The 26,626-nt window shown below is 65.4% G+C and carries 21 protein-coding genes and 1 pseudogene; 10 read left to right on the plus strand and 12 right to left on the minus strand.

The annotated features are described in order from the left end of the window. Positions 1–15: 15 nt before the first annotated feature. The 3 genes from ASF58_RS12865 to ASF58_RS27480 all read right to left on the minus strand — a co-directional run bounded on the left by ASF58_RS12865 (position 16) and on the right by ASF58_RS27480 (position 3,877). Complete coding sequence (locus ASF58_RS12865) at positions 16–1,452, minus strand: MATE family efflux transporter (RefSeq protein ID WP_055952560.1); 1,437 nt, start codon at positions 1,450–1,452, stop codon at positions 16–18. Then, positions 1,445–3,358 carry a monovalent cation:proton antiporter-2 (CPA2) family protein gene (locus ASF58_RS12870; RefSeq protein WP_055952563.1) on the minus strand — a complete coding sequence of 638 codons (1,914 nt, stop codon included), beginning with the start codon at positions 3,356–3,358 and terminating at the stop codon, positions 1,445–1,447. Before ASF58_RS12870 ends, ASF58_RS12865 begins: the two co-directional genes overlap by 8 nt. Positions 3,359–3,547: 189 nt before the next feature. Next, a complete protein-coding gene (locus tag ASF58_RS27480; protein ID WP_082513039.1) occupies positions 3,548–3,877 on the minus strand; it encodes a DUF1127 domain-containing protein in 330 nt (109 codons plus the stop codon). Positions 3,878–3,996: 119 nt separating this feature from the next. Here ASF58_RS27480 and ASF58_RS12880 point away from each other — a divergent pair, with 119 nt between their 5' ends. The 3 genes from ASF58_RS12880 to ASF58_RS12890 all read left to right on the plus strand — a co-directional run bounded on the left by ASF58_RS12880 (position 3,997) and on the right by ASF58_RS12890 (position 7,629). Further along, positions 3,997–5,421 carry a PLP-dependent aminotransferase family protein gene (locus ASF58_RS12880; RefSeq protein ID WP_055952571.1) on the plus strand — a complete coding sequence of 475 codons (1,425 nt, stop codon included), beginning with the start codon at positions 3,997–3,999 and terminating at the stop codon, positions 5,419–5,421. Between the two features lie 137 nt (positions 5,422–5,558). Further along, on the plus strand, positions 5,559–6,560 hold the full coding sequence (ispH, locus tag ASF58_RS12885; protein WP_055952574.1) for a 4-hydroxy-3-methylbut-2-enyl diphosphate reductase: 1,002 nt from the start codon (positions 5,559–5,561) through the stop codon (positions 6,558–6,560). Between the two features lie 88 nt (positions 6,561–6,648). Beyond that, positions 6,649–7,629 (plus strand): homoserine kinase, encoded by a 981-nt coding sequence (locus tag ASF58_RS12890; protein WP_055952577.1) that lies wholly within the window; start codon positions 6,649–6,651, stop codon positions 7,627–7,629. 102 nt (positions 7,630–7,731) lie between these two features. Here ASF58_RS12890 and ASF58_RS12895 read toward each other — a convergent pair whose 3' ends face one another. After that, positions 7,732–8,214 (minus strand): peroxiredoxin, encoded by a 483-nt coding sequence (locus ASF58_RS12895; protein WP_055952580.1) that lies wholly within the window; start codon positions 8,212–8,214, stop codon positions 7,732–7,734. 218 nt (positions 8,215–8,432) lie between these two features. Between ASF58_RS12895 and ASF58_RS12900 the strand changes: the two genes are divergently transcribed. After that, on the plus strand, positions 8,433–9,041 hold the full coding sequence (locus tag ASF58_RS12900) for a YqgE/AlgH family protein (protein ID WP_055952582.1): 609 nt from the start codon (positions 8,433–8,435) through the stop codon (positions 9,039–9,041). 9 nt (positions 9,042–9,050) lie between these two features. Here ASF58_RS12900 and ASF58_RS12905 read toward each other — a convergent pair whose 3' ends face one another. Next, positions 9,051–10,022 carry a hypothetical protein gene (locus tag ASF58_RS12905; protein WP_055952585.1) on the minus strand — a complete coding sequence of 324 codons (972 nt, stop codon included), beginning with the start codon at positions 10,020–10,022 and terminating at the stop codon, positions 9,051–9,053. Positions 10,023–10,460: 438 nt separating this feature from the next. On the opposite strand from ASF58_RS12905, the gene dnaK reads away from it, so the two are divergent. The 3 genes from dnaK to ASF58_RS12920 all read left to right on the plus strand — a co-directional run bounded on the left by dnaK (position 10,461) and on the right by ASF58_RS12920 (position 14,510). Beyond that, positions 10,461–12,374, plus strand: a complete 1,914-nt coding sequence (gene dnaK / locus ASF58_RS12910; RefSeq protein WP_055952588.1) for a molecular chaperone DnaK — start codon at positions 10,461–10,463, stop codon at positions 12,372–12,374. A gap of 155 nt (positions 12,375–12,529) precedes the next feature. After that, a complete protein-coding gene (gene dnaJ / locus ASF58_RS12915) occupies positions 12,530–13,696 on the plus strand; it encodes a molecular chaperone DnaJ (RefSeq protein WP_055952591.1) in 1,167 nt (388 codons plus the stop codon). A 178-nt stretch (positions 13,697–13,874) separates the two neighbouring features. Beyond that, on the plus strand, positions 13,875–14,510 hold the full coding sequence (locus ASF58_RS12920; RefSeq protein ID WP_055952594.1) for an rRNA adenine N-6-methyltransferase family protein: 636 nt from the start codon (positions 13,875–13,877) through the stop codon (positions 14,508–14,510). Between the two features lie 472 nt (positions 14,511–14,982). Here the strand turns inward: ASF58_RS12920 and deoA are convergent, their stop codons facing one another. From deoA to ASF58_RS12940, 4 genes are read right to left on the minus strand one after another with little or no spacing between them, the layout of a single operon-like run. Then, the gene (gene deoA / locus ASF58_RS12925; protein WP_055952597.1) at positions 14,983–16,296 is read right to left on the minus strand and encodes a thymidine phosphorylase; all 1,314 of its coding nucleotides are present in this window, start codon (positions 16,294–16,296) and stop codon (positions 14,983–14,985) included. Continuing rightward, positions 16,293–17,036, minus strand: a complete 744-nt coding sequence (deoC, locus tag ASF58_RS12930; protein ID WP_055952600.1) for a deoxyribose-phosphate aldolase — start codon at positions 17,034–17,036, stop codon at positions 16,293–16,295. The genes deoA and deoC overlap by 4 nt, the downstream gene beginning before the upstream one ends. Beyond that, the gene (locus ASF58_RS12935) at positions 17,033–17,866 is read right to left on the minus strand and encodes a purine-nucleoside phosphorylase (RefSeq protein ID WP_055952603.1); all 834 of its coding nucleotides are present in this window, start codon (positions 17,864–17,866) and stop codon (positions 17,033–17,035) included. The genes deoC and ASF58_RS12935 overlap by 4 nt, the downstream gene beginning before the upstream one ends. After that, positions 17,859–18,314, minus strand: coding sequence for a cytidine deaminase (locus ASF58_RS12940; protein WP_055952606.1), 456 nt, complete (start codon positions 18,312–18,314; stop codon positions 17,859–17,861). The genes ASF58_RS12935 and ASF58_RS12940 overlap by 8 nt, the downstream gene beginning before the upstream one ends. Positions 18,315–18,463: 149 nt before the next feature. On the opposite strand from ASF58_RS12940, the gene ASF58_RS12945 reads away from it, so the two are divergent. From ASF58_RS12945 to ASF58_RS25830, 3 genes are all read left to right on the plus strand, one after another. Then, positions 18,464–18,685, plus strand: coding sequence for a DUF2093 domain-containing protein (locus ASF58_RS12945; protein ID WP_055952609.1), 222 nt, complete (start codon positions 18,464–18,466; stop codon positions 18,683–18,685). A gap of 398 nt (positions 18,686–19,083) precedes the next feature. Continuing rightward, positions 19,084–19,947, plus strand: a complete 864-nt coding sequence (locus tag ASF58_RS25825) for a hypothetical protein (RefSeq protein ID WP_156375657.1) — start codon at positions 19,084–19,086, stop codon at positions 19,945–19,947. A gap of 18 nt (positions 19,948–19,965) precedes the next feature. Next, complete coding sequence (locus ASF58_RS25830) at positions 19,966–20,712, plus strand: hypothetical protein (RefSeq protein ID WP_156375658.1); 747 nt, start codon at positions 19,966–19,968, stop codon at positions 20,710–20,712. A 961-nt stretch (positions 20,713–21,673) separates the two neighbouring features. Here ASF58_RS25830 and ASF58_RS12950 read toward each other — a convergent pair. From ASF58_RS12950 to ASF58_RS12960, 3 genes and pseudogenes are all read right to left on the minus strand, one after another. Further along, on the minus strand, positions 21,674–21,964 hold the full coding sequence (locus tag ASF58_RS12950) for a tetraacyldisaccharide 4'-kinase (protein WP_055952612.1): 291 nt from the start codon (positions 21,962–21,964) through the stop codon (positions 21,674–21,676). A gap of 76 nt (positions 21,965–22,040) precedes the next feature. After that, positions 22,041–25,535, minus strand: coding sequence for a PAS domain-containing protein (locus ASF58_RS12955; RefSeq protein WP_055952615.1), 3,495 nt, complete (start codon positions 25,533–25,535; stop codon positions 22,041–22,043). A gap of 155 nt (positions 25,536–25,690) precedes the next feature. Next, positions 25,691–26,619: pseudogene (locus ASF58_RS12960) on the minus strand (tetraacyldisaccharide 4'-kinase). Between the last annotated feature and the right edge of the window lie 7 nt (positions 26,620–26,626).

Here is a 26,626-nt window from a genome sequence, read left to right on the forward strand (position 1 = left end):
CGCCGCCGGCACGATTCAGATCAGGGCGCCGGACTGCGCGGGTGCAGCGGCGCGGGTGGCATCCGTGCCGGCATTCGGCGCCTCGACAGCGTTGGTCGGGGAGAGCACGACCCCGGCCCGGCGCTCCAAAGTGACGACGGTGCGGAAGGCGAGGGCGATGCCCACGAGACCGAACAGGATCGAGCCAAGGCCAACCCCGGCGATGACGCCCTTGGGACCGAACAAATGCGCGCCGATCAGGGCTGGCGGCACGGTGCCTAGGGTGGCCCGTCCCCAATTCAGGGCCGTCGAATAGAATGGGAAGCCGAGATTGTTGAACGAGGCATTGGCCAGGAACAGCAGCCCGGTGAAGAACCAGACGCCCCCGCTGACGAGACAGAAGAATCCAAACAGGTCAGCTGCGACACCCTCGAGCGCAAAGAGGTGTATCAGAGGGCCGGCTCCCAGGATCAGCGCCATCCAGACCACCAGCACGTAGGCGGCGGTGACCAGCGTACCGTCACGCAGAACGCCGCGCATTCGATCGTAACGGGCCGCACCCCAGTTCTGGCCCAAGATCGGTCCGATCGAACCAGACATGGCGAAGAGGCCGCCGAACGCCACCGGGGTCAAGCGGTCGACCACCACGTTTCCGGCAACCGCGACAGCGCCGAACTTCGCGAGCGCGTGGGCGATGAAGGCGCTTGCCACGGAAGGTGCGAGGTTCGTCAGCACCGCCGGCAGGGCGATCCGCATCACGACGGGAGCATCCGCGATGATGTCAGCGAGCTTCGGTTGCGTGAGCATCCGGTGCTGGCGGACACCCCAGAGACCGATCACCGCAAATGTGGCGCGGGCAAAACACGTGGTGATGGCTGCCCCATCGACGCCGAGACCAGCACCAAAAATCAATAGCGGGTCGAGCCCGGCTGTGACGATGGCGCCGCCGAGGGTGACGTACATGGCCTGACGAGCCGCGCCGACCGCTCGCAGCAGGCCGGAGAACATCATGCCGGGCCCCATCAGCAGGTTGGAGGGCAGCGTGATCCAGAGAAAGCGTGTCGCTATCGGAAGAGTCTCAGCATCGGCTCCAATCCAGCTCAGGACGGTAGGCAGGCAGGGCAGCATCGCCACGACAAGGAGGCCGGAGACCACGATTCCCTGGATGGTCCCGGAGGTGGCGAGGCGCCGCGCACCCGCTTCATCACCGGCCCCGATGGCTCGGGAAACGAGAGCACCGGCTGCGATCATCAGGCCGATATTGATAGCAATGGCAAAGAACTGGACGATGGTGGCAAAGCCCACCGCTGCCGTCAGCGTCGGATCTCCAAGCTTGGAGACGTAGAGCAAGGAAAGGAAGTCAACGACGAAGATCGCCATGAGCCCGACCGAGCCAGTTGCGCTCATCGTCACCACGTGACGGAGAATCGAGCCCTCGACGAACCGCGCCGATCCGGCTGTCGCCTCAGGCATCCGTTCGGGCCTCCTGCTGCTGACTTTGGTAGTCATCATCAGTCTCAAGGGTGCGGGTCGCGGCCTCTCGCCTCTGGGATCCAATGATGTCGCGCGTCTCCGCATTCAGCGCGCGGGAAGGCCGCTTCGGCTCCGTCAGGGGCTCGGGCTTGATCTCGTTAAGGCCACGGGCCCAACTCATCGTATCCGTCAGAGCGCCTGCCTGCTGCAGCACGAGGCGAGCAACGTCGCGCTTACGAACGTCCTCCGCGGTAGCGGCGGCCGCCTCCGGGCTGAGACCGAGACCCTCAAGGGTCGCGCGACCGAAGGCGAGAGCGGATTCGACGGTTTCGCGGAGCTGAAAGTCGACGTCCCGGTTCATCAGCTCGACGGCATGCGTGCGGTCGAAGGCCCGCACGTAAGTGCGCACGCTGGAGAATTCCTCGTGCACGATATCGACGATTTTCAGCGCGGCCTCGCTGTCATCGACGCAGATGCAGAGGAGCTCGGCCCGTCCGATGCCGGCGGCGCGCAGGACATCGAGGCGAGTCCCGTCCCCATAGTAGATGCGGAACCCAAAGCGTGCGGCACTGCGGATCTGATCCACGTCCTTGTCGATCACCGTGACGCTAACGCCTTCAGCCAGCAGCACCTGCGTCAGGATTTGGCCGAAACGGCCAAAGCCGATGACGAGCACGCGGGCCTCGGTGCTCTCGATGGCCTCCGGCACCGCCTCGGGCCCTTCGGGACGTCGGGCAAGCCCAGCGTCCAGAGCCTTCGCCGCCACTGGACCGACCAGCATGGTCAGAGCCGCGAGCGCCACGGCAAAGCGTGTGCTCGCAGGATCCACGAGGCCGAGCTCACCGCCAGCCGGCAAAAGCACGAACGCAAATTCTCCGGCCGGTGCCAGGATGGCACCCCCGCGCACCGCATCAAGCCAAGGCGAGCCGAACAAGCGGAACAGGCCGGCCACCAACGCGACCTTAAGCAGGATCGCACCGGCTGTTGCCCCCAGCAGGGTCGGCCATTCGGCCTCGAGGAGGCCACCGTCAATGGACATGCCCACGCTCATGAAGAAGAGGCCAAGCAGCATGCCGCGGAACGGCTCGATGTCGGCCTCGAGCTGATGGCGGAAGTTGGATTCGGCCAGAAGCACCCCGGCCAGGAACGCGCCCATGGCCATCGATAGACCGACATGCTCCATCAGCATCGCGGTTCCAAGCACGACGAGGAGGGCAGCCGCCGTCATGACTTCGCGGGCCCCACTGGCTGCGAGCAGGCCGAAGAATGGATTGAGGCCATAGCGCCCGACCAGCACGACGGCGAGGATCGCCGCGCCCACCGTGCCGGTGGATTGCAGAGCCGAGAGGAGCCAGCCATCGCCGCCGCTCGTGCCGGATGAAGCGACCAGAGGCATCAGCGCCAGGATGGCAACCACGGAAATGTCTTGAAACAGCAGCACCGCAAAGGCTCGGCCGCCATAGGGCGTCCCCATGTCGCCGCGCTCTTCCAGCAATTGCAGCGCGACGGCTGTGGCCGAGAGGGCGAGAGCGATGCCGATGACGAGGCTGGCCGAAGGCTTGGCCCCCATCAGGATCCCGACGCCTGCCAGAGCTGCCGAGCAGACAATGAGCTGGGCAGTGCCGAGTCCGAAGATGTCCCGCCGCATCGAAACGAGTCGTGAGATTTGTAATTCGAGCCCGACGATGAAGAGCAACAGCACTACGCCGAGTTCAGCGACGCTCGCAGCCGTCTCGGGCTCCGCGATCAGCGAGAAACCAAACGGCCCAATCACGACACCGGCAACGAGGTAGCCGAGCACGGCGCTTTGGCCGATGAGGCGAAAGATCGGCACGCCGATCACCGCCGCCGACAGGAACGTCAGCACGGGAGGCAGGAAGCTGACGTGGGTCGCGGCGCTTGCCATGAAAATCCGAGGTTGGATGAGAATCCCAGACGGTGATGGTCCACCCCATTCAGAGCGATCCGGGCTCGCCAGGCGGCTCCGTCTTAACCAGCAGGGGCCCAGCCGTCACGTCCACAGGGAGGGGAAGCTTACCGCAAACACTCGCTTGAACGTCCCACAGTGCGAATCGGCACCTTCGCGGATTCGGCGTCAGTGACGCCGCGGCGGCCAACCTCCGCGCGGAACGCTCCGGCTCGCCCGGCGCTCATCTCGGCGGTCGACCAGAAAATCCGACGCGTCACCTTCGACCAGCAGGATCCCTGCATCGAGCACGTCCTGGCGGCTGAGACCGATGTCCCGGAGTTCGCGATCCGACATCGCCGATAGCTGACGGACGACCCTGCGATTAATGGCAGCGCGGGAAATTCCTGAAGCCGCAGCCGCCAACCCGGCGCTTAACCAAGCCCTAAGTGCCGCTACGACGGTCAGTGTCCTGCCCGCAGTGACAGGTCCAGCCTTGAGCTGAGTAAAACCGTGCATGGGGTGCGTCCTCTCGTGATGTACGGGCCGATGCCGCGACCATGCGTGGCGGGGGATAGTCGTGATAGGGACAGTCCAGTACGGTTGGATTGAATTGTCCGGCGCGAGGATCAGGACAGATGAAGGTGTCCCCCGTGTCCAAGCTCAGCTTGGTCGAGACCGTGGCGGCGGCGATCACGGATCGGATCAACAGCCGCCAGCTCATGCCCGGCGCCCGCCTGCCCTCGGTCCGCGCCTTCGCCGAAGCCATGGGGGTCTCGAAGTCCACCGTCGTCGAGGCCTATGACCGGCTCGGGGCCGAAGGCACGATCGTGGCCCGGCGCGGCTCGGGCTTCTACGTGGCGGGTAAGACCCGGCCGCTCTGTCTCAAAGCCGTAGGGCCTCAGTTCGACCGGGCGGTGGATCCGCTTTGGATCACCCGACAATCCATGCAGGCCGGCCCGGACCTCGTAATGCCGGGCTCCGGCTGGCTGCCGTCAGCCTGGATGCCAAGCCAGGCGATCCGGCGCGGCCTTCGACAGCTCGCACGCGGTCCGGAGACCAACCTGGTCTCACACGATCAGCCCCTCGGCTTTCCACCTCTACGCGCACAGATCGCACGGCGCTTGGCGGAGAAAGGAGTTGAGGCCGGCGCCGATCAGGTCGTGCTGGTCGATTCCGCGACGCAGGCTCTCGACCTGCTCTGCCGATTCCTGCTTGAAGCGGGCGATACGGTACTGGTCGACGATCCGTGCTACTTCAACTATCACGGACTCCTGAGGGCGCAGCGCGCCCGGGTCGTTGGTGTGCCGATGACCCCGAACGGTCCTGATCTGGCGACCCTCGCCATGCACCTCGCTGTGCATCGCCCGCGCTTCTACATTACCAATTCCGCGCTTCAGAACCCGACCGGATCCATCCTCGCGCCCGCGGTCGCCCATCGCATCCTGAAGCTCGCTGAGGCGCACGATACCCTTATCATCGAGGATGACATCTTCGGAGATTTCGAGGGTGAGCCGTCTCCACGTCTGGCCGGTTTCGACGGGTTAGAGCGGGTCATCCAGATCGGTAGTTTCTCGAAGACGCTGTCGGCCGCCATCCGTTGCGGTTTCGTCGCGCTGCGCGAGGACTGGGTCGAGCCACTGGTCGATCTCAAGCTCGCGATGAGCCTGGGGAACAGTCATCTGTCGGCGAGCCTGATGCACGGGCTCCTGACAGACGGCACATACCGCCGGCACCTCGCCGAGGTTCGCGAGAAGTTGGGACGGGCGACGGCGCCGGCCCTTAGGCACCTCGAAGGATGCGGACTGAAGGCGTGGCTGGAGCCGTCCGGAGGCTTCTTCCTGTGGATGCAGCTGCCGGATGGGGTCGATTCGGCGGACGTCGCTCGGTGCGCTCTCGCACGCGGACTCGTGCTCGCTCCCGGAGGCGCTTTCAGCCCCTCGTCGCTCGGCAACAGTTTCCTACGCTTCAACGTAGCCCAGTGCACCGACCCACGTATGATTCCTATGCTCCAGACTTCCCTTGCCGAGGGCGCGATGGCGCGGCCCAAGCGAGTGGCCTAGCGCGCGTATTACGGAGAGTTCCCCGGGTCCTGTGAGTCACGTGCACTCGCTCTCGCTGGACCACAGGTGCCCGCGGGGGACTTTTCCGTTATGACAGGTTGACAGGGGCGCCCCCGCCTCGCCACATCCCGGCTATCATGAGCGACGCGAATCTGACGACTTCCTCTGCCTCCGGTGACACGGTTAAGCCGCCTCTGGAGATCCTGCTCTGTGCGCCGCGCGGTTTCTGCGCCGGAGTCGTGCGGGCGATCGACGTAGTCGAGCGGGCGCTCGCCATCTACGGACCTCCGGTCTATGTCCGCCATGAGATCGTCCACAACAAGTACGTGGTTGAGAGTCTCAAACGGAAGGGCGCCGTGTTCGTCCGCGAACTCGACGAGGTCCCCGACGGCTCCGCTCCGGTGATCTTCTCGGCTCACGGCGTCGCCAAGACGGTGCCGCACAACGCGGATTCCCGCGGCCTCACCACCATCGACGCCACCTGCCCGCTGGTGACGAAAGTTCATCGCGAGGCGGAGATCCACCACAAGCGCGGTCGTCACGTTCTGCTCGTTGGCCATTCCGGTCATCCGGAGGTGGTCGGCACCATGGGTCAGCTGCCAAAGGGCTCGATCACGCTGGTCGAGGATCTCGACCAGATCGCCGCTCTTGAACCAGAGAACCGCGACAACCTCGCGTGGGTGACGCAGACAACTCTGTCGGTGGACGACACCCACCATATCGTCGAGGCGCTGAAGAAGAAGTTCCCGACGATCACCGGCCCGCACAAGGACGATATCTGCTACGCCACCACCAATCGTCAGGAGGCGGTGAAGCAGGTGGCGCCGTTGGTCGATGCGGTCATCGTGGTCGGCTCGTCGAACTCGTCGAACTCGCAGCGCCTGCGTGAAGTCGCTGAGCGCGTCGGCTGCCCGATCACCCGGCTGGTGCTGCGCGCCGAGGAAATCGATTGGCCAGCCTTCGAGGGCATTCGCAAACTCGGACTCACGGCCGGAGCTTCCGCGCCGGAAGTGCTGGTGGAGGAAATTATCGACGCCTTTGCAGCACGCTACACCGTGACGGTGGATACGGTCTCGACGGTGGTCGAAGATATGTCCTTCCCGTTGCCGCGCGAACTGCGTAGCGAAGCCGCGGAATAGGCGGACAGCGCTCCCGATCGATCCGTCTTCAGCAGGGGCGCCATTCGGCGCCCTTGTATTTTGTCCCGAAATTTCAAGCGAACAAGCCGTGGCAGTCTACACCGAGGTCTCCGACGCGGCGCTGACCGCCTTTCTTGCGGCCTACGACATTGGAACGCTGCTCTCATACAAGGGCATCGCCGAAGGCGTGGAGAACACGAATTTCTATCTCCACACCACCGGCGGCTCCTTCATCCTAACCCTGTACGAGAAGCGCGTCAGGGCGGACGACTTGCCGTTCTTTCTCAACTTGATGGAACACCTCGCCGCCCGAGGCCTCGCTTGCCCACAGCCGATCCGCGATCGCACCGGATTCGCACTGGGTGAGCTCTGCGGTCGCCCCGCGGTGATCGTGACTTTCCTCGATGGCGTTTCGGTGAAGCAACCCGGTATCGATCACTGCCACGCCCTCGGCCGCGCGCTCGCAGGGTTGCACGCGGCGGGAGCCGATTTTGGGATGCGGCGCGTCAACAATCTTTCCGTAGATGCGTGGGAACCGCTCTTTCGCCTCGCTGAGCCTCAGGCGGACACCGTTTCACCCGGTTTGACCGAACGCGTTCTGGGTGACCTCGCGGTACTACAGCGCTCCTGGCCCTCGGGCCTACCCTGTGGCGTGATCCATGCCGACCTGTTCACCGACAACGTCTTCTTCATCGGAGACGAACTGTCGGGGCTGATCGACTTCTATTTCGCCTGCACCGACGCCTTCGCTTACGATCTGGCCATCTGCCTCAATGCCTGGTGCTTCGAGGCGGACGGCAGATTTCACCGCGACATGGGTGCGGCCCTGATCGCCGGGTACGAAGCGGTGCGTCCCCTGGTCTCCGCCGAGGTCACGGCTTTGCCGATCCTTTGCCGGGGCGCCGCCCTGCGCTTCATGCTGACCCGCCTCGTCGACTGGCTCAATGTGCCGGCCGGAGCCCTGGTCCGGCCGAAGGATCCTCTGGAATACGACCGTAGGCTGAACTTCCATCGCACCACGACGGACGCGCGGGATTACGGTTGGGCCGGTCCGGGACAGTCGGCCTAGCTCCCTGCAGAGGCAAACCATGCTCATGGCGCGGAGCGTTTGAGCGTCAGGCGAAAGCGTCCCAAGTTACCGGCGGATGCATCACATCCGCCGGTGGATCGGTCAGATCACCTTGAGAAGGGCTTCGGCGCCCGACAACTCAGTCTTGGCCGGGGAGTCCTCGACATTAAGTACGCGCACGACACCGTCCTCTACGAGCATCGCGTAACGCTTCGAACGGGTACCAAGTCCGAAGCCGGCCCCGTCCATGTCGAGGCCAATCGCCTTCGCGAAATCAGCGTTGCCGTCAGCGAGAAACTCGAGGCCCTCGGCGCCACTCGCCTTCTGCCACGCATCAAGCACAAACACGTCGTTGACCGACGTGATCGCGATGGTGTCGATGCCGCGAGCCTTGATCTCGGCCTGCTTCTCCACGAAGCCGGGCAGATGGTTGCGGTGACAGCTCGGTGTGAAGGCGCCGGGCACCCCGACGAGGACGACGCGGCGGCCCTTGAAGAAGTCGTCGGTGGTCTTGGCTTCCGGGCCGTCCGCCCCACTCACGCGAAACGTGACCTGGGGGAGGTGGTCGCCAACCTGAATGGTCATCCGTCGTCTCCTGAAGATCGCCGGGGCATCCGAACCGTCAGATCCCTAGCTACTGTCACAGAGTCGTACCCAGTTCACGCACCGGGCCGGCTCGCGAAAAATCGTCTAGCTCGCAGGGGTTAGCCTGTCGAGTTTCCGCCGTCGCCAATGTGGCGGATATCCCTTGGCGGAACGTGCCGTGCCCTGGACAAAGGCGCCTACCCGCGTAGCATACGGCAATGCAGCGTTCACAGGCCCACACGGGCGATCCCGCCTACCTTGACGGTCAGTTTCTTGTCGCCATGCCGGGACTGACGGATTCGCGCTTCGCCCGGTCGGTCATCTATCTCTGTGCGCATTCGGCTGACGGGGCCATGGGGATCATCCTCAACAAGGCCGTCTCTGACCTCAATATGCCCGACCTGCTGATTCAGCTTGATATCGCGAGCGAAACTGATGCGATCCGGCTCCGCCAGCGTGTCGGCCACATGCCCGTGCTGATGGGCGGACCTGTTGATGCCAAGCGCGGCTTCGTGCTCCACACTGACGACTTCCATATCGATCAATCCACGCTGATCATCGACGATGGAATCTGCCTCACAGCAACGGTGGACATTTTGAAGGCGATCGCCGCCGGCGACGGTCCGGCCAACGCCGTCCTCGCCCTTGGCTATGCAGGATGGCAGGCAGGACAGCTCGAGAGCGAAATCCTAGCCAATGGATGGCTGGTCTGCCCAGCCGATCCCGACATGATTTTCCATACGGCTCTCGAAGCCAAGTACGAGCGCACGTTACGCAACAATGGCATCGACCTCGCGATGCTATCGGTCAGCGCCGGCCATAGCTGAGCGTTCGCGCTACTGGTCGGAGAACGGAGCGCCACCCGTATCCGGATTCATACCTTCCACCGGGGGCTTGCGGCGCGAACGGGGCGAGGACGCCGAAACGCTTGGCGCCGCGGTGTTCGTATTGACCCCGAGGCGGGTGGCGAGTGCCAAAGCTCGTGCTTCAGTGAAGCGCAGGTTGCAGAATCCGTGCGCTCCTTCACGAGCATAGGTTCGGCACATCTGCTCGCGATCGGAGGAGAAGGCCGCCTGTTCGGTGACCACGGGGCGAAGCTCAGGGCCACGCAGGCGCTGACTAATCAACTTGTAATTCTCCCGGACGGCCCGGTCGGCTCCACCGCGCGCCGCCTCAAACTCGCTCGCCCGCGAAATGAGCGTGGCCGCGGCCGGTCCCCACAAACCCGTGGGCGTCGTGGCGCAATCGGCCGCCGCGAAGGTACAGACGGGACCGGACACCGATTGCACCAGAACGGCGCCATCGAGTACGTCGAACCGGAGGGGACATTCGCCCCCGGTGACCTCGAAGCGGCCGACACCCTCCGCACGGCCCTCGGACGAGACCGCCACCGGCGCCCCTCCGTTCAGCGGCACCTTGCAGGCTTCGACGGGCTGCGAGATTTTATTGCCCGGCAAAACGACGCGAGCTGTGGTCCCCCCCCCGGCCCGCTCAAGCTTAAGGCTACCGGTGAGCCCGTTTAGCATCAGCTCCTGTCCCATCACGTTGTCCTCGGAGGGCGCTTTGAGGACGATAGGCTGACGCGGTACCGGAGGTGCTTTCGGTGCGTCCGACGCAGCCGGCGCCCCGCCCTCGCCGGGTGCGCCCGGCACAGGAGTTTGTGGAGCGGGAGGAACTCCCCTTGGCGGCACCGGCGGCTTAGCCGCCCGCCCGATCCCGAACAATTCCTCGAAAAACGACTGCGCGCAGGCTGGGTGAGGAACCGATGCCAGCACCGGTAGAAGAAGAAGCACGCGGGTCAGACGCATCGAAACTTTCGGGCCTATATCCGTGGAGGCAGCGTGGTGCGCAGGTGAGCACGTTCACCTCCCACTTACCATGCAACGAGCGTTGTGACACGGCAGCGATGCCGCTTCTTGACGATGAAACATTGGGGAGACCGCCGACGCCATCGTTGCAAAATCCCAGCAGGCGGCTCGTATGGCTGTTCCAAGTCAAAGGCGATGAAGAGGATAACGCGGCTCCACGCAATCCGATGCGCCTCGTCGGCGGGCTCTGCCTTGCGGCCTCACGACACCCTTCTTATATCGGCCGAGACGCGGGATTAAGACCCGGCTCTGCACCGTTCCGGGGCGCGAACCGGTGTCCAAACCCGTTCTCACACACTCAGTTTTGCACAGCCATGGGCCGAGCTGCTTCGGGGCTTGGCGGTCTGCTTGACCAAACGACAACAGAGGGATCCCACCATGGGTAAGGTAATTGGTATCGACCTCGGCACCACGAACTCCTGTGTGGCCGTCATGGAAGGCACGCAGCCTAAGGTCGTCGAGAATTCGGAAGGTGCGCGCACCACACCGTCCATCGTCGCTTTCACTGACGAGGGTGAGCGGCTGGTCGGCCAGCCGGCCAAGCGTCAGGCAGTTACGAATCCTGAGCGTACGTTCTTCGCCATCAAGCGCCTCGTGGGTCGGACCTACGACGATCCGATGACACAGAAGGACAAGGGTCTCGTCCCCTACAAGATCGTTCGCGGCGACAACGGCGACGCCTGGGTCGAGGCGGACGGCAAGAAGTATTCGCCTTCGCAGATCTCCGCCTTCACGCTGCAGAAGATGAAAGAGACTGCTGAGGCGCATCTCGGTCAGCCGGTGACGCAGGCTGTCATCACGGTGCCGGCCTACTTTAATGACGCGCAGCGCCAAGCCACCAAGGATGCCGGCAAGATCGCTGGCCTTGAGGTTCTTCGTATCATCAACGAGCCCACGGCAGCGGCACTTGCCTACGGCCTCGACAAGAAGAAGGCTGGCACCATCGCGGTCTATGACCTCGGCGGCGGCACCTTCGACGTCTCGATCCTCGAGATCGGGGATGGCGTGTTCGAGGTGAAGTCCACCAACGGCGACACCTTCCTGGGTGGCGAGGACTTCGACAACCGCGTGGTCGAGTACCTGACGAGCGAGTTCAAGCGCGAGCAGGGCATCGATCTCACGAAGGACAAGCTTGCGCTTCAGCGCCTCAAGGAGGCGGCTGAGAAGGCCAAAATCGAGCTGTCGTCTGCGACGCAGACCGAGATCAACCTGCCCTACATCACAGCCGATGCCACGGGTCCGAAGCACCTTGCGCTCAAGCTCAGTCGTGCGAAATTCGAGTCCCTCGTGGACGACCTCGTCCAACGCACGATCGAGCCCTGCCGCAAAGCGCTGAAGGATGCTGGCGTGTCGGCCTCCGAGATCGACGAGGTCGTGCTTGTGGGCGGCATGATCCGCATGCCCAAGATCCAGGAAGTCGTGAAATCCTTCTTCGGCAAGGAGCCCCACAAGGGCGTCAACCCGGATGAGGTCGTGGCCATCGGCGCGGCCGTTCAGGCTGGTGTGCTTCAGGGCGACGTCAAGGACGTGCTACTCCTCGACGTCACCCCGCTGTCACTGGGCATCGAGACACTGGGTGGCGTGTTCACCCGTCTAATCGACCGCAACACCACGATCCCAACGAAGAAGTCCCAGACCTTCTCAACAGCGGAGGACAACCAGAACGCGGTGACCATCCGGGTCTTCCAGGGTGAGCGCGAGATGGCGGCCGACAATAAGTTGCTCGGCCAGTTCGACCTGATGGGCATTCCGCCGGCGCCGCGCGGCATGCCGCAGATCGAGGTGACCTTCGATATCGATGCCAATGGCATCGTGAACGTCACTGCCAAGGACAAGGCGACGAACAAGGAGCACCAGATCCGGATCCAGGCCTCCGGTGGTCTGTCGGATTCCGACATCGAGCGCATGGTTAAGGACGCCGAGGCGAATGCCGAGGCGGATAAGAAGCGCCGTGAGCTCGTCGAGGTGAAGAATCAGGGTGAGAGCCTGATCCACGCCACCGAGAAGTCGGTGAAGGAATACGGTGACAAGGTCTCCGCGGACGACAAGGGAGCCATCGAGACGGCGATCACCGCACTTCGTACCGCTCTCGACGGCGACGATGTAGAAGTCATCAAGGCTCGCACCACTGACGTGATGCAGGCGTCGATGAAGCTCGGCGAGGCGATGTACGCGGCCAACCAATCCGGCGAGGCGGGAGCCGAAGCCGGCGCCGGCGAGGCGAAGAAGGACGATGTCATCGACGCCGACTTCCAGGAAGTCGATGACAAGGACCAGAAGAAGCGGGCATAACGCCTGCATCTGAGTTCGGGGCCGGAGCGATCCGGCCCCGAACCATGTTCGGCTTGTCCCGTTGAGCGGAGCCAGCTGAGTTTCAAGCGCATCAGCGCTCGAGTTGGACGGCGTGGTCCGGTCGGACCGGCGCGCCGGGGACTTTGAGGACGGGAATGTCGAAGCGGGACTATTACGAGATTCTAGGCGTCTCCAAGACCGCGACCGACGGCGAGATGAAAGTCGCCTTTCGCAAGCTCGCCATGAGCTACCATCCGGACCGCAATCCGGGAAATGCCGAGGCCGAAGTCAAGTTCAAGGAAATTAACGAAGCTTATCAATGCCTTTCTGATGGTCAGAAGCGTGCTGCCTATGACCGCTTCGGCCATGCCGCGTTCCAACAGGGTGGAGCGGGTGGTCCCGGGTTCGGAAACGAGTTCGGCGACTTCATGTCGGACATCTTCGACAACTTCTTCGGTGACGGCCGAGCCGGTGCTGGCGCCGGTGGCGGGCGGGGTGGCGCACGCGGTGGTCCGACCCGCGAACGGGGTGCCGACCTCCGCTACAATCTTGATATTTCACTGGAGGAAGCGTTCAGCGGGAAGGCCGAGACCATCAAGATGGCGACTTCGGTCACCTGCGAGGTCTGCTCCGGCTCCGGTGCCAAGGCTGGTTCGAAGCCGCGTCCCTGCCAGACCTGTGGTGGCTATGGGCGGGTCCGTGCGGCACAGGGTTTCTTCGCCATCGAGCGCACCTGCCCGAACTGTCACGGCCGCGGCGAGGTGATCGACGATCCATGTGGTGCCTGCAGCGGTGCTGGCCGCGTGACGCGAGAGCGGACCCTCTCCATCAACGTGCCGGCTGGCGTCGATGACGGCCTCCGGATCCGTTTGGCCGGCGAGGGTGAGACGGGCCTTCGCGGCGGACCAGCGGGGGATCTCTACGTCTTCCTCTCGATCAAGCCACACGAGTTTTTCCAGCGTGACGGCGCAGACCTGTTCTGCCGGGTACCAATCTCCATGGTAACCGCAGCGCTCTCAGGCGAGATCACTGTCCCGGTGATCGATGGCTCCCAGACGCAAGTGCGTATCCCTGCGGGCACTCAGACAGCGAAGCAATTCCGTATCAAGGGCAAGGGGATGCCGGTGCTGCGTTCGAGAGACGTCGGTGACCTTTACATCCAGGTCTTCGTAGAGACGCCGCAGAACCTCTCGAAGCGTCAGCGCGAGTTGCTGCAGGAATTCGACCAGTCGGCCTCCGACGAGAACCATCCGGAGAGCGCGGGGTTCTTTTCGAAGGTCAAGGACTTCTTCGACGGGCTCGGAGGGGCGGCGAGGACCTAGACTTGCAATATCGTGCGGATCAAAACGGTTCGGCCACGGTTATCGCATGTGGCGGTCGGGCACCGCCCGCGCGATCCTTGTGTGCGCTCCAGCGTGTTCGGTGATTGCAAGCTTGACTGCCGGAGAGCTTCGTCGTCTAGCCTTTCCCTCCCAACCCGTGATCTGAGGACATAGGGTCTTGCCGCCGCTACGCCGCTCCAGCGCAAAAGCCGACCTCGCTCCCGGTGCCAACCGTACACGGCGGGATCCGCTGGAGGACGAGGCGCGCTTTCTACGCTCCTGGTTCGAGCGCCCCCTCGTTACGGGTGCTGTAACGCCGTCGGGCAAGATGCTCGCCCGCACGATGGCTTCCTACGTCGATCCGCGCGTCAGCGGACCTGTGATCGAGCTTGGACCTGGGACCGGACCCGTCACGGAGGCCCTCATCCGGCGTGGCATTGAGCAAGAGCGGCTGATCTTGGTCGAGTACAATCCCGATTTCTGCAAGCTGCTGCAGAAGCGCTTTCCGCGTGCAACGATCATTCGCGGAGATGCGTACAACATTCGCGAGACGTTCGGCACGATGCTCACCGAAAAAGCGGCTGCGATGGTTTCAAGCCTCCCGCTGTTCACGAAGCCCTTGGAGCAGCGGCTCGATCTCTTGAACGCCGCCCATGAAATGATGCATCTGAGCGCACCCTTCGTACAGTTCACCTACGCGGTGGTTCCGCCTATTCCGGCTCGGTGTGATGCCGGCACCTACACGGCCAGTCGGTCGAACCGGGTCTGGCTCAATCTTCCGCCCGCACGCGTCTGGGTCTATCGCCGACCTTAGGCGGAATCGGCTGCTCACCGAAACCAAGCGAAGTTCGGTGGCAGAGAGCGTTCAGTGCGCTAGCCCTATCCCGATTGCCGAGGGCGAGATCCCCCTTGGCAGTCAGGCCAAAAACTCCACGATGACCACCTCATGCACAGTCACATTGCGGGGATTGAGAACCTTGTTCGCGGCGTTGGGCTACGCCGGGGTCTTGCCTTCGTGACCGGGGCGCACGCGTCGTCTCTCGTGGCGGCTGCCCAAACTGAGTAGCACAGGGCAATCAGCCCTTTGTAGTACTGGGGCGGGCACGGCGACTGAAGCCATCATCGACAGCATTACGAAGACCGGGGCTTTGGCCATCACCGCCGGCATTATGGCTGGGGGCACCACCGCGGTTAGGAGTGGAGTCAACACCGAAATCACGGTGGCGGACATCACGACTTCTGAGCGCCTTCTTACATCCCTCGGTTCTCCCTGTAGAGGGGACTAACTAATCGGCAATTCGTTCCAAGATCGCGGGCGTTGGCTTCAGGGGCACCGTGTCAATGCGGTAGGCCGTCAGCAGAGTAGCTTCGGCCCTGTCGGCAGATGCTGCATCAGCGGCATGAACGATCGCAAGAGGCTGGCCTTGCTCGATCTTGGCTCCGATACGAGGCAGTCCGGTGAGGCCGACACGGGGGTCGACGTTGTCCTGCGGACGGGTCCGCCCACCACCGAGGCCGATCACTGCAAGTCCCAAGTTTCGCGTCGCGATCGAGGTGACGTAGCCGTCCGTCTTCGCGACGACCACGCGCGTGATGGGCGCCGTCGGGAGGTAGTGCGCAGACCGCTCGACCAGATCGACGGGGCCGCCGAGCGCAGTGACCATCCGGGCGAAGACTTCGAGGGCGCGTCCCGAGGCAAGCGCCGTTTCCAGGCGTGCGGAGGCGTCGCCGATGTCGGGACTGAGGCCGCCGACCACCAGCATCTCGGCTGCGAGCCTGAGCGTGACGGCATGGAAGGCCGGCTCGCGCGAGCGCCCACTGAGATAGTCGAGGGTGTAAGCGACCTCCAGGGCGTTCCCCGCGGCCGAGGCGAGGGGCGAGTCCATGTCGGTGATCAGCGCCACCGTACGCAGGCCCGCCCCACCCGCGACATCGACGATGCTCCGAGCGAGGGTCTGGGCCTCACGGCGCTCGGCCATGAAGGCGCCCGAGCCGACCTTCACATCCATTACCAAGCCGTCGAGGCCTGCAGCGAGTTTCTTTGACAGGATGGACGCGGTGATCAGGTCGAGGGACTCGACGGTGCCCGTCACGTCGCGGATGGCGTAGAGGCGCCGATCCGCAGGCGCGAGGTCGTCGGTCTGTCCGATGATGGCGCAGCCCACGTCGGCCGTTACGGTGCGGAAGCGCGCGAGCCCAGGCATCGCATCGTAGCCGGGAATGCTCGCGAGCTTGTCGAGGGTGCCGCCGGTATGCCCGAGCCCGCGCCCCGAGATCATCGGTACGTAGCCCCCGCAGGCCGCGACCATCGGCGCGAGTGCGAGGCTGACCGCGTCCCCGACTCCGCCGGACGAGTGCTTGTCCAGGACCGGCCCGGGCAGGTCCCATCGCAGGACCGTGCCGGACTCGGTCATCGCCCGCGTCAGCGCCACGCGCTCCGACCGCGAAAGACCACGAAAAAACACCGCCATCGCGAAGGCTGCGGCCTGCCCCTCGGTCACCCGCCCGTCCGTCAGGCCCGCGATGAAGTCCGCGATCTCCTCGGGCGGGATCGCGCCGCCGTCCCGCTTGGTGCGGATGAGTTCCTGGGGCAGCCTCATCGCCCGGCCTCCGCGACCGCCGCGACCAGCGCCGTGCGCAGGCTGCTGGCGCCGAGGCGGAAGGTGCGCGGCCCGACCCAGGTCGGCCCCATGATCCGATCCGCGAGGGCGAGGTAAGTGCCGGCATCCGCGACGGTTTTCAAGCCGCCCGAGACCTTGAGACCGACGGGATGCCCCGCGGCGTGGTCGCGGATGGCGCAGAGCATCGCCTCGGCGGCCTCCGGGGTCGCCGAAACCGCGCTTTTGCCCGTGGAGGTCTTGAGGAAATCCGCCCTGGCCTCGATGGCGAGGCGGCTCGCGGCCCTGATGGCGTCCGGGGTCGCCAGGACACCGGTCTCCAGGATGACCTTCAGCAGGCGGCCACCGTCGCAGACGTCGCGGATCGCGGCGAGCATGGCGCGGGCGGTGCCGGTCTCGCCGGCAAGGACGCTGCGATAGGGCAGGACGAGATCGATCTCGTGGGCGCCGTCGGCGAGGGCTTCGGTCGTATCCTCCACCGCCCGCTCGATGTCGTCGCCACCGGCGGGGAAGTTGATGACGGTGGCGACGCGCACCGGCGATCCGGCGAGCAGCCGGGCGGCGCGGCCGACGTAATGCGGCCAGACGCAGACGGCGGCGACCGCGCTCGCCCGGGCGTCGCGGCAGAGCGTGTCGATGGCGGCCTCCGAGCAGGATTCGCCGAGATCGGTGAGGTCGAGCAGGGGCAGGGCCCGCCGGGCGAGGGAGGCGTCGTCGGTCATCGGGGGGCACTCGCGGGCAGGCGGGCGACGAAGGCGGCGACCAGGCGGGCGAGGGCGTCCCCGGCCCGGGCGGCGGTGGCCTTGGTCTCCGCGTGATGGGGATCGCCGCCGTCGAGGCCGGCACCGAGGTTGGTGACCACGGACAGGGCGGCGACGGGCAGGCCGTAGAAGCGGGCGAGGATGACCTCGGGGACCGTCGACATGCCGACGAGGTCGGCCCCGAGGCGGCCGGCCATGCGGACTTCCGCCGGGGTCTCGAAGCTCGGTCCGGAGAACCAGGCGTAGACGCCCTGGTGCAGGGCGACGCCGGATTCCCGTGCGGCATCAAGGAGATGGGCGCGCAACTCGGCGTCGTAGGCCCCCACCATGGGCACGAAGCGGGCGTCGCTGGCCTCGCCGAAGAGCGGGTTAAGGCCCGAGAGGTTGATGTGGTCGGTGAGCGCCACCAGGCTGCCCGGGCCGACCTCCGGCCGCAGGGAGCCGGAGGCGTTGGTGAGGAGAAGCGCTTGCGCCCCAAGGACTTGCGCGACGCCGAGCGGCACCCGCATCACGGCGGCGTCGCCGGTCTCGTAGGCGTGGGCACGGCCCTCGAAGACCAGGACCCGGCGCCCGGCGAGGCGCCCGGCATGGAGGCGGCCGCCGTGGCCGCTCACGCCGGGGGCCGGAAACCCCGGAATTTGCCCGTAGGATACCGAGAGGGTCGTGTCGAGGTCACGCACCAGTCCGCCGAGTCCGGTGCCGGTGACGATCGCGCAGGCGAACGGTCCGCCGAACCCCTGCGCGCGCAGCAGACCGGCGGCGGCCTGGATCCCCGGCTCCAAATCACGCATGGGGCCCCCGGGGATCGGCGCCCAGGTTGTCCGGGCCGAAGGAGTCGGGCAGCAGGGCCCCGACGGTGAAGGAGGCGCGGAGGGCGGTGGCGTCGGCGACGTGGACCCGGACCGCCGGACCGGCGAATTCGCGGATGCGCTGCCGGCAGGCGCCGCAGGGGGTGACGAGGCCGGGCCCCGGGCCGAGGACCAGCAGCGCGGCGATGCGCCGGCCACCGGAGGCGACCATGGCGGCGATGGCGCCGGCCTCGGCGCAGGTCCCCACCGGGTAGGCAGCGTTCTCGACGTTGCAGCCGGCATGGACGGCGCCCGCCTCGTCGCGGAGGGCCGCGCCGACGGGAAAGCGCGAGTAGGGGGCGTAGGCGCGCCCCTGCGCCGCCAGGGCGGCGTCGAACAGGCGGGACAGGTCCGGAGTCAGGATGTCCGGAGTCGGGGGAGCCAGGGTCATCGGGGCGGGACACGGCGCGGCATCGCGCGACTTAGGCACCAAGTGGCGGGGCTGTCGAGGCCCGGCGCCGGCGCCGCGACCGCATCGACAGCGCGCCCCGGGCCTCCTAAGACGGGGCGAGCGGGGGCAGAGCCGGGAGGCGAGGGACCATGTTGGGACGTTTCGAGCGCGGAGCCTCCGGCGAGGCGGTGGTGGAGTACGGCGACGGCACCATGCGGGTGATCAAGCCCGGCAGCTTCGTGCGCTGCGCCGTGACCGGCGAGGCGATCCCCCTCGACGCCCTGCGCTACTGGAGCGCGACCCGGCAGGAGGCCTATGCCAGCCCCGAGGCGGCGATGAAGCGCCTCGCCGAGACCGGACGACCGGAGTAGGGGATTTTACCGGATTGCAAAGTCGGCCGAAGACACTTTGGAAGTATCCATCCGATGAATACTAATGTTTGTATAGTACTATAATGTGATTACTTTGTACGACCGGCTTGGGTGATCTGCGGTCTGTCCGCTACTAAGCGGCAATGCTTGGAAGCTGACATCTTCGCCGCGCCTGCTTACGACATTTTGCGGTCTCGCGGGATGTCCGTTTCCGCGCATCCCACTGCGCCGGTTCTCTATAAATGGGTCGCATAAAAAAAGGCCGTTTTGGATGGTCCGTCTTAATATCCAAAACAGACCGCGGTGCATGGTGGGCCAGCGGTACAGCCCTCAGCAGACTGATCGCTTTGACAGATTTGAATGTGTAGAATGAGGTGGATCAAACACTAGGGACGAAGATGGCCAAAACAGCCGAAATCGCTACCGGCTTCCATGGCTCGAAGCTTTACCAGCAACGGGCTCGCCTGATTTTGCCAATTCTTGTCAGGCAAGCCGAAGCGCATAGCCCAATCTTCTACGAAAATCTCGCGCAGGAAGTCGGAATGACAAATCCGCGAACCCTAAACTATCCCTTGGGGTGCATTGGCGATGCTTTGAATGAGCTTGCTGAGAATTGGGGTGCAGAAATCCCACACATCCAAGCTCTCGTGAAAAATCAGCAGATGAACATGCCCGGCCCCGGCTTTGACGGTTTTCTGGCGGAGCACGGATACACGTGGGACAATCTCAAAGAACGAAGCGCTATTGTAAGGCAATACTGGGCAAAAATTTTTGCCTATCCATATTGGCATGACGTATTGCACAACTTGGGGCTACAAAAAACTAGCGCCAGCTTGACGGAACTAATCGAAAAAGCTGGGATTTGTGGTGGAAAAAGTGAGGGGCCTGAACATAGAGCGCTAAAAGAATTTGTAAAAAATAATCCCCAAATGGTTGGCTTAAAATTAGGCGACGCGATCGGAGAAACAGAGCATTTACTACCTTCAGCCGATCGTATTGATGTTGTTTTTGATTACAAAAAACGCTTTCACGCGGTCGAAGTAAAACCGGCAACCGCGCCAGTGGGCGACATTTTACGTGGCCTATTTCAGTGCGTGAAGTATCGCGCTGTCTTGGCGGCAAAAGCCGCCTATGAACACGATGGTCGAAAAATTACGGAATGCCTTGCGCTAGGCGGCACTCTGCCGAGCCAGCTCATCCCCTTGCGCAACAGCTTGCAAGTCGATGTGATAGAGGGCTTGGCCGATCAGATGCCACGATAAGCTTTCGACGGGGGAACGATGCCGACGCTTACACAATGGCCTACGTTGCCGGATGACGTAATCGATTTCTTCCGCTCTGCATTCCGAGATGCTAATCGCCATGTCACCGAGCGCTTGCTCAACGTTCCCAACATTCGAGAAACATCTCTCGATGATGCGCTTATCGACTCACTGGTTCCGTTCTCTCCAGCACGGCGCTTACCCTCGGGCGCAGTTGTCGCCATGGACATTCATAATATCGGAGGACTTAGGCGGCTCGGCGGTTGGGAAACCGCCGACATTTCCGTCATTGTCTTCGTGTACAGGCATACTCAGCTTATTGCTCAGAAAATTGGAATGCTCCAGTCAAAGCGCCTTTATCCAAAAAATAATGATGTCGCCGACGACGATCCAATCGGCTTTTTGTATGGGATGAATGCTTTTCTGAAACGGCAACCTAACTCGCCACTCGCGCTGCTAAACCGGCAATTTGAGTTTGACGATACGTGCGTTTATGGAGCGATCAAAGCAGAAGACAGGCAAATCAAATCAATCGCCGCCATGAATAAGAGCCTAGGACAGGCAGTTTACTACTTATTTTATAATCCGCCTTCTATGCCGTACGTTATTAAAAATGCTGGTGTCGAACGCCAACAGGTCACAACGAATGATATTGGATGCCGCGTATACACAGAAAGCGAAGTCAACGCCTCAATGTCTGGTGTTGAGAAGGGCCGTTCACCGACTTTTAGTCAAATCTCCGCAGCTGGAACGGTAAGCAACTAGCGTTTGGAAACATGGGCAGCTGACTTGCTATTGAAATGCCAGGTAGGTCAAATTTTCGATGAAACTGATGCTGAAAAAATAACGGAATTACTGGTCCGTCGCACCGGTCCTATTGGTGCCTCCATAGCGGTTTCGATCGCTCTGCCAGAAGAAGGGCCGCCTTGATCTACGCGAGTGATCGTTACCGGAGGGGCAGAGACGCGTAGTGGCTCCGGGTGAAGCGTAGAGCCCGATCAGGCATAGCCCGGATACGCTCTCGCGATCACGCCTCATCAGATAGCCTTTTCATTTGATCGTGCAAAATCACGCAGTTGACTTTACTTGCGAACCGTTTCGGTTGTTAGCAAGAGCGCGAGGCCCCGTTCATCGAAGCCGAGCATCGCCGTCTGATGGGCGGTCAGCCATGCCTGCACTCAAACCGAACTAGCTTCGCCTGGCCTGGATGTCCGGTCTCTGCCGCAGCGCCAACGCCCGCTTCACACCCCAAGCCGAAGCTACCAGAAGGCCAACGATGACCACTTATGGGAAACGTCCATGGTGATCGAGGCGGCCGGGTTGGGTCGGATGCTAAACGTTCGCTTCGAGGCGAGTGGCTGATTTCCGCTTCCCACCCCGAGCCGAAGTTGCCGGACGGCTGACGAACGACCGCTTTGGGGAAGCGCCGACGACGGTCCGAGCGGCTGGGTTGGGCCGTAAGCGGAATGTCCGCTTTGAATCGAAGATCGAAATGAGCGTCAGGCAAACAATTCTACCATAGCACTCTACCAATCTTCGCTACGCAACCACATTCACAACCAACCCCCCGCAAAGCTCCCTTATCCGCAAACGCAAGCGTCATAGGCAGCACCCCGACGCGGGCGGCGAAGGGGGGTGAGACGCGGACGTGGTCCTTCTCGGTGGTGACGAGGTGGGCGCCGCGGCGGGAGGCCTCAGCCGCGAGGGTGACCTCGTCGGCGGGGCCTTAGGGGTGGTGGTCCGGGCAGGGGCGGGTCGCCACGAGGGTGACCCCGGCCTCTTCGAGGCTCGCGAGGAATTTTTTGGGGCGGCCGAGGCTTGCGAAGGCGAGGACGCGGCGGCCCGTCAGGTCGGCGCCCGGCATCAGGCGGGCGCGGTGGACCGGGAGACCGCGCGCCCGCACCGCCGTGGCCACGGCCTCGCCCCGGGGCCCGGTCCCGATCAGCACGAGGCCGTGGACGTGCGGCCATTGCCGGGCGAGGGGCACCCGCAGGGGACCGGCCGGGACCTCGACCAAACCCGGGTTCCGCAGTCCGCCATTTCTGACGATGAGGTCGGCGCCCTCGGGGACGCCGCGCGCAACCCCCGACCCGTCAGTGCGCCGTCATGAGCTGGGCGAGGCTCGCGGCCAGCTCGTCCTTGCGGAACGGCTTGGTCAGGCGGGCCAGGTCCGGGTCCACGCCTCCGCGCTCGGCGTAGCCGGAGACCAGCAGCACGGGCATGCCGGGCTTGAGGGTCCGGACTTGGCGGGCAAGGTCGGTTCCGGTGAGGCCCGGCATCATGTGGTCGGTCACGAGGAGATCGAAAGGGCCGCCCGCGTGGAGCAGGCGCAGCGCCGCTTCGGCGGAGTTGGCTTCCACCACCGCGTAGCCGAGATCGCTCAGCATATCCCCCGTGCTCATCCGCACGAGCTCCTCGTCATCGACCAGGAGCGCCGTGCCGCGCGTCGCCGGCATGGCGGACGTCCCGTCTACCGGCCGGGCGGGCTGCGGCTCCTCCGTGCTCTGGGGCAGCCAGAGCTCGACCTGGGTGCCGAGCCCGGGCCGGCTCTGGATCGCGAGGGCGCCGCCCAGCTGAGACGCGAGGCCGTGCACCATCGACAGGCCCAGACCCGTGCCCTTGCCGACGCCCTTGGTCGAGAAGAACGGCTCGACGGCGCGGGCGATCGTCGCCTCGTCCATGCCGGAGCCCGTGTCGGCCACCGACAGGCAGAGATAGCGGCCGGGTCGCAGCTGGGTCCGATGCCCCGCCGCGACGTCTTCCCGCCGGGTCGAGATGCGCAGCGTGCCGCCCCCGTCCTCCATCGCGTCCCGCGCATTCACCGCGAGGTTCAGCAGCGCCATCTCGAGCTGGTTCGGGTCGGCATTCGCCAGCGGCAGACCCTCCGGGGACTCGACCACGACCTTGATCTGCGGCCCCGTGGTGCTCGCGACCAGCTCGCCCATGCCGGCCACCAGCTTCGCGAGGTCGACGGGCACCGGCTGCAACGGCTGGCGCCGCGCGAAGGCCAGCAGGCGCTGGACGAGGGTCTTCGCCCGCTCGGCCGACTGCATCGCCCCGGCGATCAGGCGCTGCTCGCGCGGACCGCCGAGCTGCCGGCGCTGCAGCAGGTCGAGCGAACCGACGATCGGCGTCAGCAGATTGTTGAAGTCGTGCGCGACCCCGCCGGTCAGCTGGCCCATCGCCTCCATCTTCTGCGACTGGCGCAGGGCGTCCTGGGCCTCGGCGAGCTGCGCCTCGCGACGCAGGCGGTCCGTCACGTCGGTGACGAACTGGTAGACGCCGACCTGCCGACCGCTCTCGTCGCGGAGCGGGCGGAAATTCACCTCGTAATAGGGCCGCGCCCGGCTCGGCTCGCCGTAGCCCTCGACGAAGGTCACGGGCTCGCCGCGCATGCCCAGCGCCCACCCGGTGCGCACCTGCTCCTGGTGCTCGGGCTGGCCGTCGAGCAGCCGGAGCATGTTGTCGCCGGCCTTCGGACGCACCCCGTAGAGGCGCGTGAACTCGTCGGCATTGGCGGCATTCACGGCCAGGATGGTGTAGTCGAGATCCACCGCCATGATCATGATGTCGGTCATCTCGACGAGCTTGGCGAGCATGTTGCGCTCGGCCAGGGCCTCGTCGACCCGCCGCTCGAGGGTGTCGTTCAGCTCGCGCAAACGGTCCTCGGCCCGGGCCCGCTCGATGGCGGCCTTCACGCGCTCGCCGACCTCCCGGAACAGGCCTTCCTCGGACGCGCTCCAGCGCCGAGGCCGGGCGCTCTGCAGGGCCAGCAGGCTGACCCAGCGCTCGTTCTCGTACAGCACGACGTCGAGGTAGGCGCCGACCTGCCGGGCCAGCAGCCCCGCGCGCGCGCCGTCACTGAAGCGCAGGTCCGTGCGGACGTCGTCGACCTTGACGATGGGGCGATCGTGGTAGGCGCGCAGCAGGTCGGGGCCGAACGCCCCCAGGTCGTGCTCGCCCACCAGGGACGCGACCCCCCGCGTGTAGTCGCGCTCGACCCGCATCAGGCTGCCGAAGAACTCGGCGTAGAACACCCGGCTCAGGCCGAAGCGTTCGCCGAGACGCTCGGCCGCCGTGGAGGCGATCTCCGCCGGTGTGCGGAGCAGGCGGATCGCGTCCGAGAGCGAGAGCAGGAAGGCCTGCCGGGCCTCGCTCTCGCGCAGCTTGGCCTGCGCCGTCGTCCGCTCGATCGCGTCGGCCGCCTGGCGGGCGAGCACGTCGAACAGCTTCAGGTCGCGCTCCGGCTGCACGTGAGGCCGCTTCCAGTGCGTCGAGATCATGCCGATGGGCTTGCCCGCGCGGGACAGCAGGGGCGTCGTCTGGATCGCCCGCATCCCCGACCAGCGGTACGACCGGAGGTCGCCGCTCTCGTGCGCCAGGCCGCTGAGCTCCACGTCGGGCACGATCACGCGTTCGCCCGTGGTCATGGCGATGCCGCAGGTGCTCTCGGACGCGGCGTCGACCGTCTGCCAGTACGCGGCCGAGCGCGGATCGTATCCGTGATGCGCCAGGAGCTTGAGGTCGCCCGCCGCGTCCAGCATCTGGATGCTCGCGCATTCGGAGCCCATCAGGTCGGCGGCGGCGGTCAGGATCGCGTCGTAGACCGCCTGGGGCGCCTCGTCGCTGACCAGCCGCGTGCTGACCTCCTGCAACCGCCCGAGCGCCGCCACCTCCGCGGCCAGGGCCGCCTCGGCCTCGTGCTCCGACGTCCGGTCGCGAAACATGTTGAGATAGCTGCCGCCGTCGGCGTCGAGGCGCATCATGAGCCCCGAGGCCCAGAACCGGCTGCCGTCCCGGCGCATGTGCCAGCGTTCGTTGAGCGCGCGCCCGTCGCGCGCGGCCCGGCTCAACTCGTCGTCGGCCCGGCCCGCGGCCCGGTCCTCGGGCGTGAACAGGATGTCGCCCGGCTGCCCGACCGCATCGCGCTCGGTGAACCCCGTGAGACGCTCCGCGCCGGTGTTCCACGTCGTGATGATCCCGCGATCGTCGAGGCGCACGATCGCGTAGTCCTCGGCGCCCTCGACGATCTGCCGGTAGCGGATCTCGCTGTCCCGCAGCGCCTGCTCGGCCCGGCGCTGGTCCGCCGCCGCCGCCTTGTTCCCCGTCACCTCGGAGAGCGAATGGAACACGCCCGCCACCGCACCGGCCTCGTCGCGCAGGGGCTGGAAGCTGCCGGTGAAGAGACGCTGCTCGGTGAGGCCCGAGGGCGTCCGCAGCAGCACCGCGTGCTCGTCGATCCGCACCGTCTCGCCGGCGAAGACCCGGTCGAGGAGAGGACCCAGGAAAGCGTCGTAGACCTCGCTCCAGTTCCGCGCCGCCGGTCGGCCCAGCGCGGCCGGGTGCCGACCCGCCGCGATCGGAATATACGCGTCGTTGTAGAGTTGTATGCGGTCGCCCCCCCAGAGGATCGACACCGGGCTCGGCGCGGTGAGCATGATGCCGATCGCGGTCTTCAGGGGCGTCGGCCACCCCGCGATCGGACCGAGCGCGGTCCCGGACCAATCCCGCGCGCCGATCAGCAGACCGGTCTCGCCGCCGTGGGCGAGGAAAGCAGGCTGGGTCTTGTCGACCGGTACAGAGGCCACGAACGGTCCTTTCCGCGGGCGACTCCCGAGCAGATGGCGACGAATGCCTTCGACAATTACCGAAGGCGGACCGTCACGTCACGAGCGAACCTCTTGCGGCCAGCGTGATCGGTGGTTTCGTCGGGGGACATGCCCCGGGCGCAACGGTCGCCGAATCAGGACGGACGGTCCGGGCCCCGGATCGCGGTCGCGGCGACCAGCCTCCGCAGCTGCGCCAGGAGCGGAGCTTCATCGGCGAATGCCAGGGTGACGGGCAGGACCGCGACGCGGGCGGCGAAGGGGGGTGAGAGGCGGACGTGGTCCTTCTCGGTGGTGACGAGCTCGGCGCCGAGGCGGGTGGCCTCGGCCGCGAGAGTGGCCTCGTCGGCGGCGCCGTAGGGGTGGTGGTCCGGAAAGGCGCGGCGCGCGACGATCGTGGCCCCGGCCTCTTCGAGGCTCGCGAAGAATTTTCGGGGGCGGCCGATGCCCGCGAAGGCGAGGACGCGGCGGCCCGTCAGGTCGGCGCCCGGCACCAGGTGGGCGCGGTGGACCGGGAGACCGCGCGCCCGCGCCGCCGCGGCCACGGCCTCGCCCCGGGGCCCGGTCCCGATCAGCACGAGGCCGTGGACGTGCGGCCATTGCCGGGCGAGGGGCACCCGCAGGGGACCGGCCGGGACAGGCCGTCGTCCATGACGATGACGTCGGCGCCCTCGCGGACGCAGACAGCGGCGCCGGCCGGGCGGTCGCGCGCGAGGATCGTCGGCGCGACGCGCGCCAGCAGACGGGGCTCGTCGCCGGTCTCGGCGGCCGACTGGCGGGATGGATCGACCCGCACCGGTCCGGTGAGGCGCCCGCCATAGCCCCGGGTGAGGAAGGCCGGGTTGGCCCCGAGGGTGCGCAGGCGGGCGGCGAGGGCCAGGGCGGTGGGGGTCTTGCCGGCGCCCCCCAGGGTGAAGTTGCCGACGCAGAGCACGGGGCAGGGGGCCGGGGCGCCGGGCCGGTCCATGCGCGCGGCGGTGTGCCGGCCGTAGAGGGTGCCGACGGGAGCGAGCAGCCGGGCGGCGGGATGGCCGGGATCCGCATCCCAGAAGGCCGGGGCGCGCATCAGCCGG

It is taken from the genome of Methylobacterium sp. Leaf125 (assembly GCF_001423085.1).
Lineage (GTDB): Bacteria > Pseudomonadota > Alphaproteobacteria > Rhizobiales > Beijerinckiaceae > Methylobacterium.